Below are 17,123 nucleotides of genomic sequence, written 5' to 3'. Positions count from 1 at the left end.
AGCGAAAAGAAGATTCCGCTAGCAGTAAATGTTCCGGTTTTTATTAAATTATTTATCACATTTTTTAACGGTAAACAAAAAGTCTATGGTTTTTCGTAGCACCAAAAACTATCCGAACAACAGTGTGTAATCGACGAACTACAATAACAATTTGCAAAGTTTTAACAACTCCACACCTCACCTTTATAAGTCTATATAGCGTAATTATTGAGTTACACAACATTTATTTTAAGGTGCACGACTTATAATGAATATTTGTGTATTGTGAATACCACAGATCCGTATTATGAAAAAGGAATATGATCTTTTTGGAATGAACATTTTGAAAAACCTATACGACCAACGAATTATTGAAGGTGGAATTGAATATTAAAAGTATGAAGAGTCAAGCTAATACAACCCTAGGTAATACCATAAAATTTATAATGGTGTTATTTACTTTACTAATATCAGGTATCTCTATGGCACAAACAACTGTGACTTTAGAAGATCAATGTAATTGTGAGGTGCTTCAAGGTACAGACGTTACTGTACCAGGCGGCGTAACACCTGCCGGAGCAGACTTGGGAGATTTGTATGTGAATACCGATACTGGTACAATTTATTTTTGGGATGGTGATTCTTGGGAGTATACGTCTACAGATGCTCAACAATTACAAAATTTTACTTTTGATGCTACTACGAATATCTTATCCCTTGAAATTGAAAATGGTAATGTAGTAACCGCAGACTTGGGAGCTTTGGATAAAACAGCTTCAGAGATTGAATACGATAATTCTACGTCTTTATTGACGGCAACGAACGTTCAAGATGCGATCGATGAGATCAATGCAGCGGCAGGAACAGTTGCTTTGGTAGATAATCTGGACGGAACTTATGATTTTACGAATGCCAATGGCGATGTAACTACGATCAGCGATACTTCGGTATCTACTATGTCAGATAACGGTGACGGAACATATACGTATACGGATGAAGAAGGAACTGTAAGTACAATCGACACGAATGCAAATGCAAATCCGTACGATAATTCTACATCTTTATTAACGGCAACGAACGTTCAAGATGCGATCGACGAGATTAATGCAGCGGCAGGAACAGTTGCTTTGGTAGATAATCTGGACGGTACTTATGATTTTACGGATGCCAATGGCGATGTAACTACGATCAGTGATACTTCGGTATCTACTATGTCAGATAACGGTGACGGAACATATACGTATACGGATGAAGAAGGAACTGTAAGCACGATCGACACGAATGCAAATGCAAATCCGTATGATAATACAACATCTTTATTGACGGCAACGAACGTTCAAGATGCGATCGACGAGATCAATGCGGCGGCAGGAACGGTTGCTTTGGTAGATAATCTGGACGGTACTTATGATTTTACGGATGCCAATGGCGATGTAACTACGATCAGTGATACATCTATATCAACGATGACTCCAGCGGTTGACGGCGTATATACATATACGGATGAAACGGGAGCAGTACAAACAATCGACACGAATGCAAATGCAAATCCGTACGATAATACAACATCTTTATTGACGGCAACGAACGTTCAAGATGCGATCGATGAGATCAATGCAGCGGCAGGAACAGTTGCCTTGGTAGATAATCTGGACGGTACTTATGATTTTACGGATGCCAATGGTGATGTAACTACGATCAGCGATACATCTATATCAACGATGACTCCAGCGGTTGACGGCGTATATACATATACGGATGAAACGGGAGCTGTACAAACAATAGACACGAATGCAAATGCAAATCCGTACGATAATACAACATCTTTATTGACGGCAACGAACGTTCAAGATGCGATCGACGAGATCAATGCAGCGGCAGGAACGGTAGCTTTGGTAGATAATCTTGACGGTACTTATGATTTTACGGATGCCAATGGCGATGTAACTACGATCAGTGATACTTCGGTATCTACTATGTCAGATAACGGTGACGGAACATATACGTATACGGATGAAGAAGGGGTAACGAGTACAATTAATACTAATGGTATTGTAATTACAGATATAATTGCAGGAAATAGGATAGCTACGGTTACCAATGCTGCAGGAGATGTTATCACAGTAAATGAAACAATTACTTCAATTGTTGATAATAATGATGGTACTGTTACATTTACTAGAGAAGATAATAGCACGCAAACTATTTCTAAAGCAACACTTATAGATAATGGTGATAGTACGTATACATTTAGTAATGGAGATGGTACTCCAATTTCTTTTGTTGGTACTGATGATCAGAATGCATCAGAAATAAATTTAGCAACTCCTATTGACGTTGATGGAGATACTGTGAACGAAACAACAGTTGAAGAAGCTATTGCAGATTTAGCAAATAATAGCAGTGATAATCAGAATTTGACAGGAGCGACATTAAATGGGTCAAATCAACTACAGATAGATATAGAAAGAGGAAGCTCTACAAATGTAGATTTATCATCTTTGAGTGAGACAGTAACTGCAGGTACAGGAGCTATAACCGTTGATGATGATGGTGATGGAAATTATACGGTAAATTCTACTGATTCCGATGAAGATGAAACTAACGAATTAGCAGTATTAGCTTCAGGACCACCAAGTACAAATGGTGTAAACTCTGGTGATACTTATGTTGATACAGACAATGGTCAATTATATGCATGGGATGGAACAATTTGGCAACAGGTTGGTGGTAGTGCAGCACCAGATGCTGATCCAGATCCAGAAAATGAGCTTTCAGACGTATCATTAACAAATACTACGTTAGAACTTACGAATCCTGCACCAGGTGCAACAGGTGTCGATTTGAACAATACGTTCGCTACTGATACTGAATTGTCAGATGCAATCACGGCAAGTGAGGCGTTAGATTTAGATAAAGACGATCAGAACGAGTTACAAGATTTGGAAGATGTGCTATTAAGAGACCCAAGTGCAGGAGGGATCGTTATCACAGATGTAGGCGCACCTGTTAATGCAAACGATGCGGTTAATAAGGCGTATGTAGATAATCTTGCCGATGATGATGTAAGTGTAACCAACACAGCAGCGGGTAATAGAATTGCTACAATTTCTGAGCCAGGTATAACAGCGGTAGATATTAATGAATCTATTACTTCTTTGACTGATAATGGCGATGGTAGCTTCACCTATACAAATGAAAGTGGAGCACCGGTATCATTCCAAGCGTCGACTATTACGGATAACGGAGACGGAACTTCAACAATTGGTTTGGCTGATGGAGGTTCTATAACAGTAGACAACGACGGAGTCGATAATGTTGATGATGCGGATAACGATCCAAGAAACGAGATTACGACAGTTGCGGATAACGGCGACGGTACTTCGACTATCGAAGATATCGACGGTAATTCGGTTACTGTAGACAATGACGGAGTAGATAATGTAGACGATGCTGATAATGTAATCGGAAACGAATACAATACAGGAAGTGCTATTACAGACGGTAGTTTGCAAATTACAGATGGCGGTGGTACAGAATCTGTTAATTTGATTAGTACTGACACAAACAATGATATTGCTTTTGGAGCAGATGGAGCATTATACTTAAATGTTGCCTCTGTCACCATATCAGAGACGATAACAACTTTAGCGGATAATGGCGATGGTAGCTTTACGTATACGAATGAAAACGGAGCACCGGTATCATTCCAAGCGTCGACTATTACGGATAACGGAGACGGAACTTCAACAATTGGTTTGGCTGATGGAGGTTCTATAACGGTAGACAACGACGGAGTAGATAATGTTGATGATGCTGATAACGATCCAAGAAACGAGATTACGACAGTTGCCGATAATGGTGACGGTACTTCGACTATCGAAGATATCGACGGTAATTCGGTTACTGTAGACAACGATGGAATTGATAATGTTGATGATGCCGATAATAATCCAACGAACGAGATCCAGACAGTAGCATCAGGAGATGGTTCTGTAGGCGTGGTAAGAACAGGTGATGATTTTGATTTATCGGTTACTTTCCCTGCTAACAACGATAACGATCCAAGAAACGAGATTACGACAGTTGCGGATAACGGCGACGGTACTTCGACTATCGAGGATATCGACGGTAATTCGGTTACTGTTGATAATGACGGAGTAGATAACGTAGACGATGCTGATAATGTAATCGGAAACGAATACAATACAGGAAGTGCTATTACAGACGGTAGTTTGCAAATTACAGATGGCGGTGGTACAGAATCTGTTAATTTGATTAGTACTGACACAAACAATGATATTGCTTTTGGAGCAGATGGAGCATTATACTTAAATGTTGCCTCTGTCACCATATCAGAGACGATAACAACTTTAGCGGATAATGGCGATGGTAGCTTTACGTATACGAATGAAAACGGAGCACCGGTATCATTCCAAGCGTCGACTATTACGGATAACGGAGACGGAACTTCAACAATCGGTTTGGCTGATGGAGGTTCTATAACAGTAGACAACGACGGAGTCGATAATGTTGATGATGCGGATAACGATCCAAGAAACGAGATTACGACAGTTGCGGATAACGGTGACGGTACTTCGACTATCGAAGATATCGACGGTAATTCGGTTACTGTAGACAACGATGGAATTGATAATGTTGATGATGCCGATAACAATCCAACGAACGAGATCCAGACAGTAGCATCAGGAGATGGTTCTGTAGGCGTGGTAAGAACAGGTGATGATTTTGATCTATCGGTTACTTTCCCTGCTAACAACGATAACGATCCAAGAAACGAGATTACGACAGTTGCGGATAACGGCGACGGTACTTCGACTATCGAAGATATCGACGGTAATTCGGTTACTGTAGACAATGACGGAGTAGATAATGTAGACGATGCTGATAATGTAATCGGAAACGAATACAATACAGGAAGTGCTATTACAGACGGTAGTTTGCAAATTACAGATGGCGGTGGTACAGAATCTGTTAATTTGATTAGTACTGACACAAACAATGATATTGCTTTTGGAGCAGATGGAGCATTATACTTAAATGTTGCCTCTGTCACCATATCAGAGACGATAACAACTTTAGCGGATAATGGCGATGGTAGCTTTACGTATACGAATGAAAACGGAGCACCGGTATCATTCCAAGCGTCGACTATTACGGATAACGGAGACGGAACTTCAACAATTGGTTTGGCTGATGGAGGTTCTATAACGGTAGACAACGACGGAGTAGATAATGTTGATGATGCTGATAACGATCCAAGAAACGAGATTACGACAGTTGCCGATAATGGTGACGGTACTTCGACTATCGAAGATATCGACGGTAATTCGGTTACTGTAGACAACGATGGAATTGATAATGTTGATGATGCCGATAATAATCCAACGAACGAGATCCAGACAGTAGCATCAGGAGATGGTTCTGTAGGCGTGGTAAGAACAGGTGATGATTTTGATTTATCGGTTACTTTCCCTGCTAACAACGATAACGATCCAAGAAACGAGATTACGACAGTTGCGGATAACGGCGACGGTACTTCGACTATCGAGGATATCGACGGTAATTCGGTTACTGTTGATAATGACGGAGTAGATAACGTAGACGATGCTGATAATGTAATCGGAAACGAATACAATACAGGAAGTGCTATTACAGACGGTAGTTTGCAAATTACAGATGGCGGTGGTACAGAATCTGTTAATTTGATTAGTACTGACACAAACAATGATATTGCTTTTGGAGCAGATGGAGCATTATACTTAAATGTTGCCTCTGTCACCATATCAGAGACGATAACAACTTTAGCGGATAATGGCGATGGTAGCTTTACGTATACGAATGAAAACGGAGCACCGGTATCATTCCAAGCGTCGACTATTACGGATAACGGAGACGGAACTTCAACAATCGGTTTGGCTGATGGAGGTTCTATAACAGTAGACAACGACGGAGTCGATAATGTTGATGATGCGGATAACGATCCAAGAAACGAGATTACGACAGTTGCGGATAACGGTGACGGTACTTCGACTATCGAAGATATCGACGGTAATTCGGTTACTGTAGACAACGATGGAATTGATAATGTTGATGATGCCGATAACAATCCAACGAACGAGATCCAGACAGTAGCATCAGGAGATGGTTCTGTAGGCGTGGTAAGAACAGGTGATGATTTTGATCTATCGGTTACTTTCCCTGCTAACAACGATAACGATCCAAGAAACGAGATTACGACAGTTGCGGATAACGGTGACGGTACTTCGACTATAGAGGATATCGACGGTAATTCGGTTACTGTAGACAACGATGGAATTGATAATGTTGATGATGCCGATAATAATCCAACGAACGAGATCCAGACAGTAGCATCAGGAGATGGTTCTGTAGGCGTGGTAAGAACAGGTGATGATTTTGATTTATCGGTTACTTTCCCTGCTAACAACGATAACGATCCAAGAAACGAGATTACGACAGTTGCGGATAACGGCGACGGTACTTCGACTATCGAGGATATCGACGGTAATTCGGTTACTGTTGATAATGACGGAGTAGATAACGTAGACGATGCGGATAATGTAATCGGAAACGAATACAATACGGGAAGTGCAATTACCGATGGTAGTCTAGAGATTACCGATGGAGGCGGTACAGAATCTGTTAATTTGATTAGTACGAATGCAGATAACGACATAGCCTTTGGAACTGACGGAGCATTATATTTGAATGTTGCCTCAGTAACGATATCAGAGACGATAACAACTTTAGCGGATAACGGCGATGGTAGTTTTACATATACGAATGAAAACGGAGCACCGGTATCATTCCAAGCGTCGACTATTACGGATAACGGAGACGGAACTTCAACAATCGGTTTGGCTGATGGAGGTTCTATAACAGTAGACAACGATGGAGTAGATAATGTTGATGATGCGGATAACGATCCAAGAAACGAGATTACGACAGTTGCGGATAACGGTGACGGTACTTCGACTATAGAGGATATCGACGGTAATTCGGTTACTGTAGACAATGACGGAGTAGATAACGTAGACGATGCGGATAACAATCCATCGAACGAGATCCAGACAGTAGCATCAGGAGATGGTTCTGTAGGCGTGGTAAGAACAGGTGATGATTTTGATCTATCGGTTACTTTCCCTGCTAACAACGATAACGATCCAAGAAACGAGATTACGACAGTTGCGGATAACGGTGACGGTACTTCGACTATAGAGGATATCGACGGTAATTCGGTTACTGTAGACAATGACGGAGTAGATAACGTAGACGATGCGGATAACAATCCATCGAACGAAATCCAGACAGTAGCATCAGGAGATGGTTCTGTAGGCGTTGTAAGAACAGGTGATGATTTTGATCTATCGGTTACTTTCCCTGCGAACAACGATAACGATCCAAGAAACGAGATTACGACAGTTACGGATAACGGTGACGGTACTTCGATTATCGAGGATATCGACGGTAATTCGGTAACGGTAGACAACGATGGAATTGATAACGTAGACGATGCGGATAACAATCCATCGAACGAAATCCAGACAGTAGCATCAGGAGATGGTTCTGTAGGCGTGGTAAGAACAGGTGATGATTTTGATCTATCGGTAACCTTCCCTGCGAACAACGATAACGACCCAAGAAACGAGATTACGACAGTTGCCGATAATGGTGACGGTACTTCGACTATCGAGGATATCGACGGTAACTCGGTTACTGTTGATAATGACGGAGTAGATAATGTTGATGATGCGGATAATGACCCAAATAATGAAATAGAACTACCAACAGGAGGAAATAACGGACAAGTACTTTCTACAGATGGCTCAGGAACATATACTTGGGTAGATCCAGATACAGGACCTCAGGGACCGGTAGGTCCAGCAGGAGCTGATGGAAACGATGGTGCAACTGGAGCAACGGGAGCACAAGGACCTCAGGGACCGGCAGGTCCAGCAGGAGCCGATGGAAACGATGGCGCTACCGGAGCAACAGGAGCACAGGGACCGGCAGGTCCAGCAGGTCCAGCAGGAGCTGATGGAAACGATGGTGCAACTGGAGCAACAGGAGCACAGGGACCCGCAGGTCCGGCAGGAGCTGATGGAAACGATGGCGCTACCGGAGCAACGGGAGCTCAGGGACCGGCAGGTCCAGCAGGAGCTGATGGAAACGATGGCGCTACCGGAGCAACAGGAGCACAGGGACCGGCAGGTCCAGCAGGAGCTGATGGAAACGATGGTGCAACTGGAGCAACAGGAGCACAGGGACCGGCAGGTCCAGCAGGAGCTGATGGAAACGATGGTGCAACTGGAGCAACAGGAGCACAGGGACCGGCAGGAGCTGATGGAAACGATGGCGCTACCGGAGCAACGGGAGCTCAGGGACCGGCAGGTCCAGCAGGAGCTGATGGAAACGATGGTGCTACCGGAGCAACGGGAGCACAGGGACCGGCAGGTCCAGCAGGAGCTGATGGAAACGATGGCGCGACCGGAGCAACAGGAGCACAGGGACCGGTAGGTCCAGCAGGAGTTGATGGAAACGATGGTGCTACCGGAGCAACGGGAGCACAGGGACCGGCAGGTCCAGCAGGAGCCGATGGTGCAACTGGAGCAACAGGAGCACAGGGACCGGTAGGTCCAGCAGGAGCTGATGGAAACGATGGTGCAACTGGAGCAACAGGAGCACAGGGACCGGCAGGTCCAGCAGGAGCTGATGGAAACGATGGTGCAACTGGAGCAACAGGAGCACAGGGACCGGCAGGTCCAGCAGGAGCTGATGGAAACGATGGCGCTACCGGAGCAACGGGAGCACAGGGACCGGTAGGTCCAGCAGGAGCTGATGGAAACGATGGTGCAACTGGAGCGACAGGAGCACAGGGACCGGCAGGTCCAGCAGGAGCTGATGGAAACGATGGCGCGACCGGAGCAACGGGAGCACAGGGACCGGCAGGTCCAGCGGGTGATCCTGCAACTGATGACCAGACATTGGCAACAACAGGTGTTGCTGGTCAAATATCAATTACAGGAGGTAATGCTATTACTTTAAATGTAAATGATGCCGATTCAAATGCATCGAACGAAATTCAAACAATAACATCAACAGATGGTTCTGTAACTGTTACTCCTAGTGGTATCAATTATAATTTATCAGTACCAACAGCAAACGGTGCAGAAACGATTGTTGAAGCTGCGCCGGACACTGACATTAGTGTTAGCGGAACAGGTACATCAGCTGACCCATATTTGATAGCGAATACAAGACCAGATATTTTCTATCCACCATCTATAGAAGTTGATGTAGCAACGACTGGTACAGGTAGAACAATAGATTTATATGCAGAGTATATTGATCAGTATGGTACTCCCGATGTAGTTAGTACAGGAGCACCAGCGGCAATACCAACATATAGTAATACAGAATTATACTATTACGTAACGCATTATGATGATACTGTTTTTGATAACGTAAGTGTTAATGCTAGTGGTGTAATGACTTATGATGTTATTGCAGCACCAACGGATTATAACACATTGATAAACGTAGTTTTTGTTGCTAAATAATTAGCTAATTCAAGTTTACATCCCAAATCGATTTGAAAAAAACGCATATATATAAAACCATATTTCTCAGTATCGTTACTACGATACTGGGAGTGTTGGTATCTAACGCTCAGTTCTTACTACAGGCACCTACGGATAGTGATCAAAATAACTTTCGTTGGTATGAAGCCTCAGATACGGCAACGGTACTTGGTACAGAATCTTTTTACGAAGTAACCCAACCAGGAATTTACTTTGCTACCTACGATGGTACTTTATGTGGTTCTAATGCAACAGGTTACTTCATTGTAACGGATTGTAATAATCCTGATAATGAAGTGACTATGGATATTACATCTAACGTACCAAGCAATGCTACAGTAAATTGGAGTCCGGCATTAACGGGGGATCAATTAAGTCCCATGGTAATTGCTACTGATGCTGTTGTTAGGTATACGGCAATGGTTACAAAGGCAGGTAATACCTTTAGTTTGCCTAATTTTACGGTAGTTTGTTTGCCACAAGCAGCAGATTTAACAGACGATATTGTAACAACAGACGAAGATGTACCGGTAATTATCGACATTTATGGCAATGATGCCGATTTACCAGATGTAGGTGCTTTAACGACCACTGACCCAGCAAATGGAACAGTAACTATAGATGAAAATGGTACTCCTAATGATCCGTTAGATGATATTGTCACCTATGCTCCAGATTTAGATTTTAACGGTACAGATAGTTTTGAGTATACTGTTTGTAATGCATATGGCGATTGTAGTACAGCTACGGTAACCATAGAGGTACTACCAATTTTAGATACCAATGATGATTCTATTGCTATAGATATCAATGAAATTATTGCAATAGATACATGGCAAGAAAACGACAATGATTTACCAAGTGAAGGTACATTTAGTGTAACACAACCAACAAATGGATCTGTAACCGTTGATGACAATGGCACGCCAAATGATCCATCAGATGATATTCCTACATATTTCCCAAATAATAATTATTTAGGAACAGATTCATTTGATTACACAGTTTGTGATACAGTAGGTAATTGTAGCACATCGACTATAACAATTCTTATCAATCCATTGGGTGTTGATATGGATAGTGATGACGACGGTATCGTTGATAGTTTTGAAGATTTGAATTTAGATGGAGATAATGATCCTTCTACCGATCCTACCGATACCGATGGTGACGGCTTCCCAGATTATTTAGATATCGATGCAGATGGCGATGGTATACCAGATAATGTTGAAGCTCAGGCTACGGCAGACTACATTCCGCCTTCAGGGATCGATGCGAATACCAATGGTTTAGATGATGCTTATGAAGCTAATGGTTTAACTGGAATATTCCCGGTGGATACTGACGGAGATAACCTACCTGATTATTTAGATGAGGATAGTGACAATGATAATGTATTGGATGCTATTGAAGCTCATGATCATGATCACAATGGTATTGCAGATGTTGTTAGCATTGGTTCAGATAAAGACAATGACGGATTGGATGATGGCTATGAAGGTGCAATTTCGGTTGATATGGATGTCAACGACGAAATAGATGATCCTTATGCTCAGCTTCCAAATACGGATAGCGACGAAGAATCGGATTATAGGGATACTGATGATGATGACGATGGTATAGAAACTCGTGATGAAGATCTTAATTTGAACGGTGATTATGTTGATGACGATACTGACGGTGATGGTATACCAAATTACTTAGATTCGGATTTAGGTCAGCTAGAAGAAGAAATAGAAGTTTTCAACGTTATTACACCTAACGGTGATGGCATTCATGATGTTCTTAGAATAAACGGATTGGAAAATTACCCAAATAACACATTAAAAATCTATAATAGATGGGGTGTGGCGGTATATATGACGAAAGCATATAATACCGAAGGTAATGTCTTTGATGGTACATCTGAAGGTAGAGTAACCGTTGATGTAGATAGTAAGTTACCGGTAGGTACATATTTTTATATTCTAGAATATGAAATGCAGAACGGAGAAACAGAAACACTATCGGGTTACATATATATAAATAGATAATTAGAATGTTGAACACATATATAACCATATTTAAAAAGATATTTCTAAAACAAGTTGTCGCTATTGCGGCAATTTGTTTCGGAGTGTTTTCTTATGGTCAGCAAGATGCACAGTATACACAGTATATGTATAATACTATTAGTGTAAACCCCGCATATGCAGGGTCTAGAGGGCATATTAGTATAGGGGCTTTGCATCGTTCTCAATGGGTAGGTTTAGATGGTGCGCCAACAACACAAACTTTCAACGCACACTCACCAATAGGTTATAGAGGTGTAGGTTTAGGTTTGTCAATAGTAAACGATGAAATAGGACCTACATCAGAAACCAATTTTGATATTGATTTCTCATATACAGTTTGGACATCAACGGAAGGGCGATTAAGTTTTGGTTTAAAAGCTAGTGCTAACTTATTGGATGTTAGGTTTTCAGAATTAAATCAGTATACAACAGACCCAACTTTACAGCAAGATATAGACAATAGACTTTCACCTAATATAGGGGCAGGTGTATATTATCGTACCAATAAATTCTATGTAGGTTTATCGGTACCTAGATTTTTAGAAACCACACATTTTCAGGAAACTAATTTATCAACGGCTAAAGAACAAATGAATTTTTATTTGATAGCGGGATATGTTTATGATCTGAATGAGTCGGTTAAATTTAAACCAGCTTTGTTGACCAAGGCTGTAAAAGGAGCCCCATTACAAGTTGATTTATCGGCAAACTTTATGTTTAACGATAAGTTTATTTTAGGTGCTGCATACAGGTGGGACGCTGCATTTAGTGGTATGGCAGGTTTCAATATATCTAATAATTTCTTAATTGGTATTGCTTATGATAAGGAAACTACAGACCTTGGTAATACAGCTTTCAACGACGGGTCATTTGAAGTAATTTTCAGATATGATTTTATTACCACCAAAAACAACCTAAAATCACCTCGTTTCTTTTAGATTTCCCTTTTTATATATTCATCATTACGTAGAATACGTAAAACGCCTTATTTTTACCTTATGAAGGAAGAACAGGTAATTCTCGTAAATCAAGATAATGAACAAATAGGCACCATGGCTAAAATGGAAGCCCATGAAAAGGCACTTTTGCATAGAGCATTTTCGGTATTTATAACAAATGAGAAAGGTGATATTATGTTACAACAACGTGCTGCATCTAAATACCACTCTCCGTTGTTATGGACAAATACGTGCTGCAGTCATCAACGTGAAGGTGAATCTAATATTGATGCGGGTAAAAGGCGACTTCAAGAAGAGATGGGGTTTCAGGCAGAATTGAAAGAATTGTTTTCTTTCATTTATAAAGCTCCTTTCGATAATGGTTTAACCGAACATGAATATGATCATGTGATGTTGGGGAGCTTCAATTCAGAACCAAATATAAATCCTGATGAAGTAGAGGCTTGGAAATGGATGTCTCCTGAAGCTGTAAAAGAAGATATTTCTAATAATCCGAATGAATATACGGCTTGGTTCAAGATTATTTTCGACAAATTTTACGAACATTTATTTAATATGCCAGCATAAAAATGAAAGTAAAAGTAAGTAGAAAGGCACATTTTAATGCAGCTCATAGGTTGTATAGAAAAGACTGGGATGATTCTAAGAATACAGAAATTTTTGGAAAGTGTAATAACCCCAATTTTCATGGACACAATTATGAAATGGTGATAAGTGTATCTGGAGAGATAGATCAAGAAACCGGTTTTGTAATGGATATGAAGGTGTTAAAAGATTTGATCAAAGTAGAAATTGAAGATTATCTAGATCATAAAAACTTGAATGTTGAGGTAGAGGAGTTTAAGAGTCTAAACCCAACGGCGGAAAATATTGCGGTAATAATTTGGAAACGACTAAGACCTCATATTGTTGCAGCGCATGATTTGGAAGTTGTACTATACGAAACGCCAAGAAATTTTGTAACATTCTCAGGCTAGTTAAGTTATAAGTTGTAAGAAAAATCCTTATTTTACGTTATACATCTAAATTAGTAGACTAACAAAAAAATAAACAATGATACATCCTTTAAAATTTAGACCTATTTTAAAAGAAAGGCTTTGGGGTGGTACCAAGCTGAAAGAGGTATTTGGAAAACCCATAGAGAGTGATATTACCGGTGAAAGCTGGGAATTGTCTACCGTACCTGGCGATATTTCTGTAGTTGCCAATGGCAGCTTAGAAGGCAAGTCACTTCAAGAACTTATAGATTCTAATGCAGAAGAATTATTAGGTAAAAGTGTAGTAGAACGTTTTGGTAAAGAATTTCCTATTCTGATCAAGTTTATTGATGCAAAACAAGATTTATCTATACAGTTACACCCAAATGATGCCTTGGCGAAAGAACGCCATAATTCGTTTGGTAAGACAGAGATGTGGTATATTATGGATGCGGATCCTAAAGCAGAACTTATTGTTGGGTTCAATAAAGATGTAACGAAAGAAGAATACGCTGAAAGTGTTGCTAATGATACCTTGCTTGATCTTCTTAATTATGAGCAAGTTAAAGAAGGAGATACGTTCTTTATTAACACTGGTAAAATTCATGCGATTGGAGCAGGGGTGATGTTGGCAGAAATTCAACAAACTTCTGATGTTACATATCGTGTTTTCGATTTCAATAGAAAGGATAAAGAAGGTAATCTTCGGGAATTACACACAGAGCTAGCTCTAGATGCTGTTGATTATGAAAAGAAAGATGACTTTAAAGTAGCCTATGGTCACGAGAAGAATGAGGTAAATACAATGGTAGATTGTCCGTATTTTAAAACAAACTTCATTGAGCTTACCAATAATCTAGATATAGATACGGCAAACAGAGATTCATTTACCATATTTATGTGTGTTGGAGGAGAAACTGTCATTAATACTGCAGAAGGTGAAGTAGCTATTAAAAGTGGAGAAACTGCTTTATTACCAGCTTTTACCCAGAAAATTTCTTTACAATCTACTGGTGCTAAATTGTTAGAGGTTACTATTTAAGTTCTAATTAACTATACGGCAATTCAAAAATTGTATTTTTGCAAAAAAATAATCAGAGATGGCAAGTATTAAAAATTTAAAGAAAGATATTAATAATGTTCTTGGAGACATTATAGAAGGTGTTTATATAGTAGAGGCTACCAATGGTACTACGCACTCAAAAGAAGGTACTGCCATTATCGATGAAGCAATTGCTACATTTGATGAATTAGTAGCTAAAATCAACAAGAACGATGTTGAGAACAAGAAAGCACATTTCAAAGAAGTAAGAAGTGATTTGGAAACTAAAGCTACTAAATTGGTTGAAGACCTAAACAAGTTAGCTTAATTCAAGACTCTTTTAAAGTAAAAAAGCATCCTATATGAATGGGATGCTTTTTTACTTTTATCAAATTGGTAAGTATTATTTAATTCTTCTTTAGGAACGTAGCCAATTCTTTACCGTATTTAGATTCGGCAACCTCTGGCGATAGTACACTGTAGATTGAATCTAAGTATTTGACATTGGCATCAGGTATTTCTTTTAAAGCGATGTATGGGGCTACAAATGACGATTTGTTATTTAGTGCAAAGTTGATTGCAAATGCATAACCTCTTTGTGTATTTCTATTGCTGATATTCGCTAATGAATCTACACTTATTTGGCTCAATTCTCCATCTACTTGGGCGGCATTCATCATTATTTCAACATTTCGCTTGTTGATACCGCTCATGGTCTGTTTGTATTCTTTTAGTTTTTCGTTAGATTCCGAACCTGTAATTTTTGCCGTAGTATCAAACGTATTCCAATCGGTATTGATCGTTATAGTACCTGGTTCGGCAAAAAAAGTAATACGATCATTTATATCATTGTTGTCTTTTTTATCTAAGTATAAATAGAATATTTCAGGACTCATTAGTTTGGTCTTGAAAGAGAAGTTTCCGTCTCCGTTTATAGCTAAGGAATCAATGGTGATTAGAACTGAGTCAGGTACGTGTTGTAAATACAGTGTACCTTTTTTAAGTCCTTTAATTTTACCATTTACAATTAAAGTCTCTTCTGCGTTATCACCACATGAGCTCAATGCCAATAGTGCGGCAACTACAAATAATATTTTTTTCATTCTTATAATTTAGGGCGCAAATATCTATAAATTTTGATAATAAAGAACGCTAACCTTTATTTTGTTAGTAACTATGATTGTTTATAAACTTGATGCTACTTCCATCAAATAGGCGCAAAGTAAAGCGCCACCGGTACCTACAACGTAGCCAAGAACTGCCAATAGAACACCGACCGATGTAAGCGAAGGATGAAATTCAGCAGCCACTACGGGAGCAGATGCTGCACCACCAACGTTTGCTTGGCTACCTACAGCTAAAAAGAAATAAGGTGCTTTAATCAGTTTGGCAACCAATATCATTAATCCGGCATGAATTGTAATCCAAATAAAGCCAACTGCAATCAATCCCGGGTTTTCAAGTACTTTGCCCAAGTCCATTTTCATGCCTATTGTCGCTACCAATATATAAATGAACATACCTCCAATTTTACTGGCACCAGCTCCTTCGTAATTTTTTGCCTTGGTAAAGGACAATGCTATTCCCAGTCCTGTAGCAATAACCACCATCCAAAAGAAAGCAGAACCTAGAAAGGAAAGGAAACTTTTTTGATCACTTACGGCATCAAAAGTACTGGTCAAATAAGAACTCAAATAATCACCAAAAAAATGAGCTATACCAACTGCTGTAAAAGCTAAGGCCAGCATAATCATGTAGTCGTTCAAGGTAGGTACACGCGTTATTTTTTCGGTAAATTCCGTCACTTTTATTTTTAGGGTTTCAATAGCTGAAGTATCTGCCTTTAACCAAGCATCTATTTTTTTAGTTCTACCAACGCCCAAAAGTACAATTGCCATCCATACATTGGCAACTACAATATCGATCAATACCATACCGCCATATTTTTCAGGATTGTATTGAAAAATTTCGAGCATAGCCGCTTGGTTTGCCCCACCACCGATCCAACTGCCAGCTATAGTAGATAATCCCCTCCAAATGGCATCAAAATCATTTCCACCAACGGTATCCGGAGAAAAAATAGATACTATAAGAATAGCAATAGGTCCGCCGATAATAATACCTGCACTACCGGTCAAGAACATGATAATAGCTTTAGAACCCAAGTTTGAAATTGCTTTAATATCAATGCTTAAAGTCATTAGAACAAGTGCCGCGGGTAACAGGTACCTACTGGCCATGAAATACAAATTAGAGAGTTCATCAGAAACAATTCCGGTACTTGTTAATATAGCCGGTAGCAAATAACACATTAGTACAGCGGGAACAATGGAATAAAATTTACTCCAAAATCCTGTTTTTAAACTTGATGTGTAAAAGATGAAACCTAAACAAAGTGCTAATAGTCCAAAGACTACCGTATCATTCGTTATCAAAGGTTGGGCAAATAAGTATGGCATACAAATATGGGTAAGTTGCTAAATTCAAAT

9 protein-coding genes are annotated in these 17,123 nt (G+C 40.0%); 7 read left to right on the top strand and 2 right to left on the bottom strand.

The window, feature by feature from the left end; genetic code table 11:
• Positions 1-377 precede the first annotated feature (377 nt).
• The 7 genes from P177_RS14650 to P177_RS14620 all read left to right on the top strand — a co-directional run bounded on the left by P177_RS14650 (position 378) and on the right by P177_RS14620 (position 14,962).
• On the top strand, positions 378-9,581 hold the full coding sequence (locus tag P177_RS14650) for a hypothetical protein (RefSeq protein WP_245233089.1): 9,204 nt from the start codon (positions 378-380) through the stop codon (positions 9,579-9,581).
• A 32-nt stretch (positions 9,582-9,613) separates the two neighbouring features.
• Complete coding sequence (locus P177_RS14645; RefSeq protein WP_245233049.1) at positions 9,614-11,635, top strand: T9SS type B sorting domain-containing protein; 2,022 nt, start codon at positions 9,614-9,616, stop codon at positions 11,633-11,635.
• A 5-nt stretch (positions 11,636-11,640) separates the two neighbouring features.
• Positions 11,641-12,594 (top strand): PorP/SprF family type IX secretion system membrane protein, encoded by a 954-nt coding sequence (locus P177_RS14640; RefSeq protein WP_036155921.1) that lies wholly within the window; start codon positions 11,641-11,643, stop codon positions 12,592-12,594.
• Between the two features lie 60 nt (positions 12,595-12,654).
• On the top strand, positions 12,655-13,182 hold the full coding sequence (gene idi / locus P177_RS14635) for an isopentenyl-diphosphate Delta-isomerase (protein WP_036155919.1): 528 nt from the start codon (positions 12,655-12,657) through the stop codon (positions 13,180-13,182).
• A 2-nt stretch (positions 13,183-13,184) separates the two neighbouring features.
• Positions 13,185-13,592 (top strand): 6-pyruvoyl trahydropterin synthase family protein, encoded by a 408-nt coding sequence (locus tag P177_RS14630; protein ID WP_036155917.1) that lies wholly within the window; start codon positions 13,185-13,187, stop codon positions 13,590-13,592.
• 79 nt (positions 13,593-13,671) lie between these two features.
• Positions 13,672-14,634 (top strand): type I phosphomannose isomerase catalytic subunit, encoded by a 963-nt coding sequence (locus tag P177_RS14625; protein ID WP_036158549.1) that lies wholly within the window; start codon positions 13,672-13,674, stop codon positions 14,632-14,634.
• 58 nt (positions 14,635-14,692) lie between these two features.
• Positions 14,693-14,962 carry a hypothetical protein gene (locus tag P177_RS14620; protein WP_036155915.1) on the top strand — a complete coding sequence of 90 codons (270 nt, stop codon included), beginning with the start codon at positions 14,693-14,695 and terminating at the stop codon, positions 14,960-14,962.
• A gap of 79 nt (positions 14,963-15,041) precedes the next feature.
• Here the strand turns inward: P177_RS14620 and P177_RS14615 are convergent, their stop codons facing one another.
• Together P177_RS14615 and P177_RS14610 are read right to left on the bottom strand one after the other, a co-directional pair.
• Complete coding sequence (locus P177_RS14615; RefSeq protein ID WP_036155913.1) at positions 15,042-15,737, bottom strand: DUF4369 domain-containing protein; 696 nt, start codon at positions 15,735-15,737, stop codon at positions 15,042-15,044.
• Between the two features lie 81 nt (positions 15,738-15,818).
• Entirely contained in the window at positions 15,819-17,093 is a 1,275-nt protein-coding gene (locus P177_RS14610; protein WP_036155911.1) for a DUF819 family protein, read from the bottom strand.
• Positions 17,094-17,123 lie beyond the last annotated feature (30 nt).

It is taken from the genome of Maribacter forsetii DSM 18668 (genome assembly GCF_000744105.1).
Taxonomy (GTDB): Bacteria; Bacteroidota; Bacteroidia; order Flavobacteriales; family Flavobacteriaceae; genus Maribacter; species Maribacter forsetii.
This window is presented reverse-complemented; position numbering and strand designations above follow the sequence as displayed.

Bases quoted from the DNA above. Each gene is read 5' to 3' on its own strand.
- P177_RS14620 (WP_036155915.1), top strand. From the start codon at position 14,693: ATGGCAAGTATTAAAAATTTAAAGAAAGATATTAATAATGTTCTTGGA.
- P177_RS14615 (WP_036155913.1), bottom strand. From the start codon at position 15,737: ATGAAAAAAATATTATTTGTAGTTGCCGCACTATTGGCATTGAGCTCA.
- P177_RS14650 (WP_245233089.1), top strand. From the start codon at position 378: ATGAAGAGTCAAGCTAATACAACCCTAGGTAATACCATAAAATTTATA.
- idi (WP_036155919.1), top strand. From the start codon at position 12,655: ATGAAGGAAGAACAGGTAATTCTCGTAAATCAAGATAATGAACAAATA.
- P177_RS14630 (WP_036155917.1), top strand. From the start codon at position 13,185: ATGAAAGTAAAAGTAAGTAGAAAGGCACATTTTAATGCAGCTCATAGG.
- P177_RS14610 (WP_036155911.1), bottom strand. From the start codon at position 17,093: ATGCCATACTTATTTGCCCAACCTTTGATAACGAATGATACGGTAGTC.
- P177_RS14640 (WP_036155921.1), top strand. From the start codon at position 11,641: ATGTTGAACACATATATAACCATATTTAAAAAGATATTTCTAAAACAA.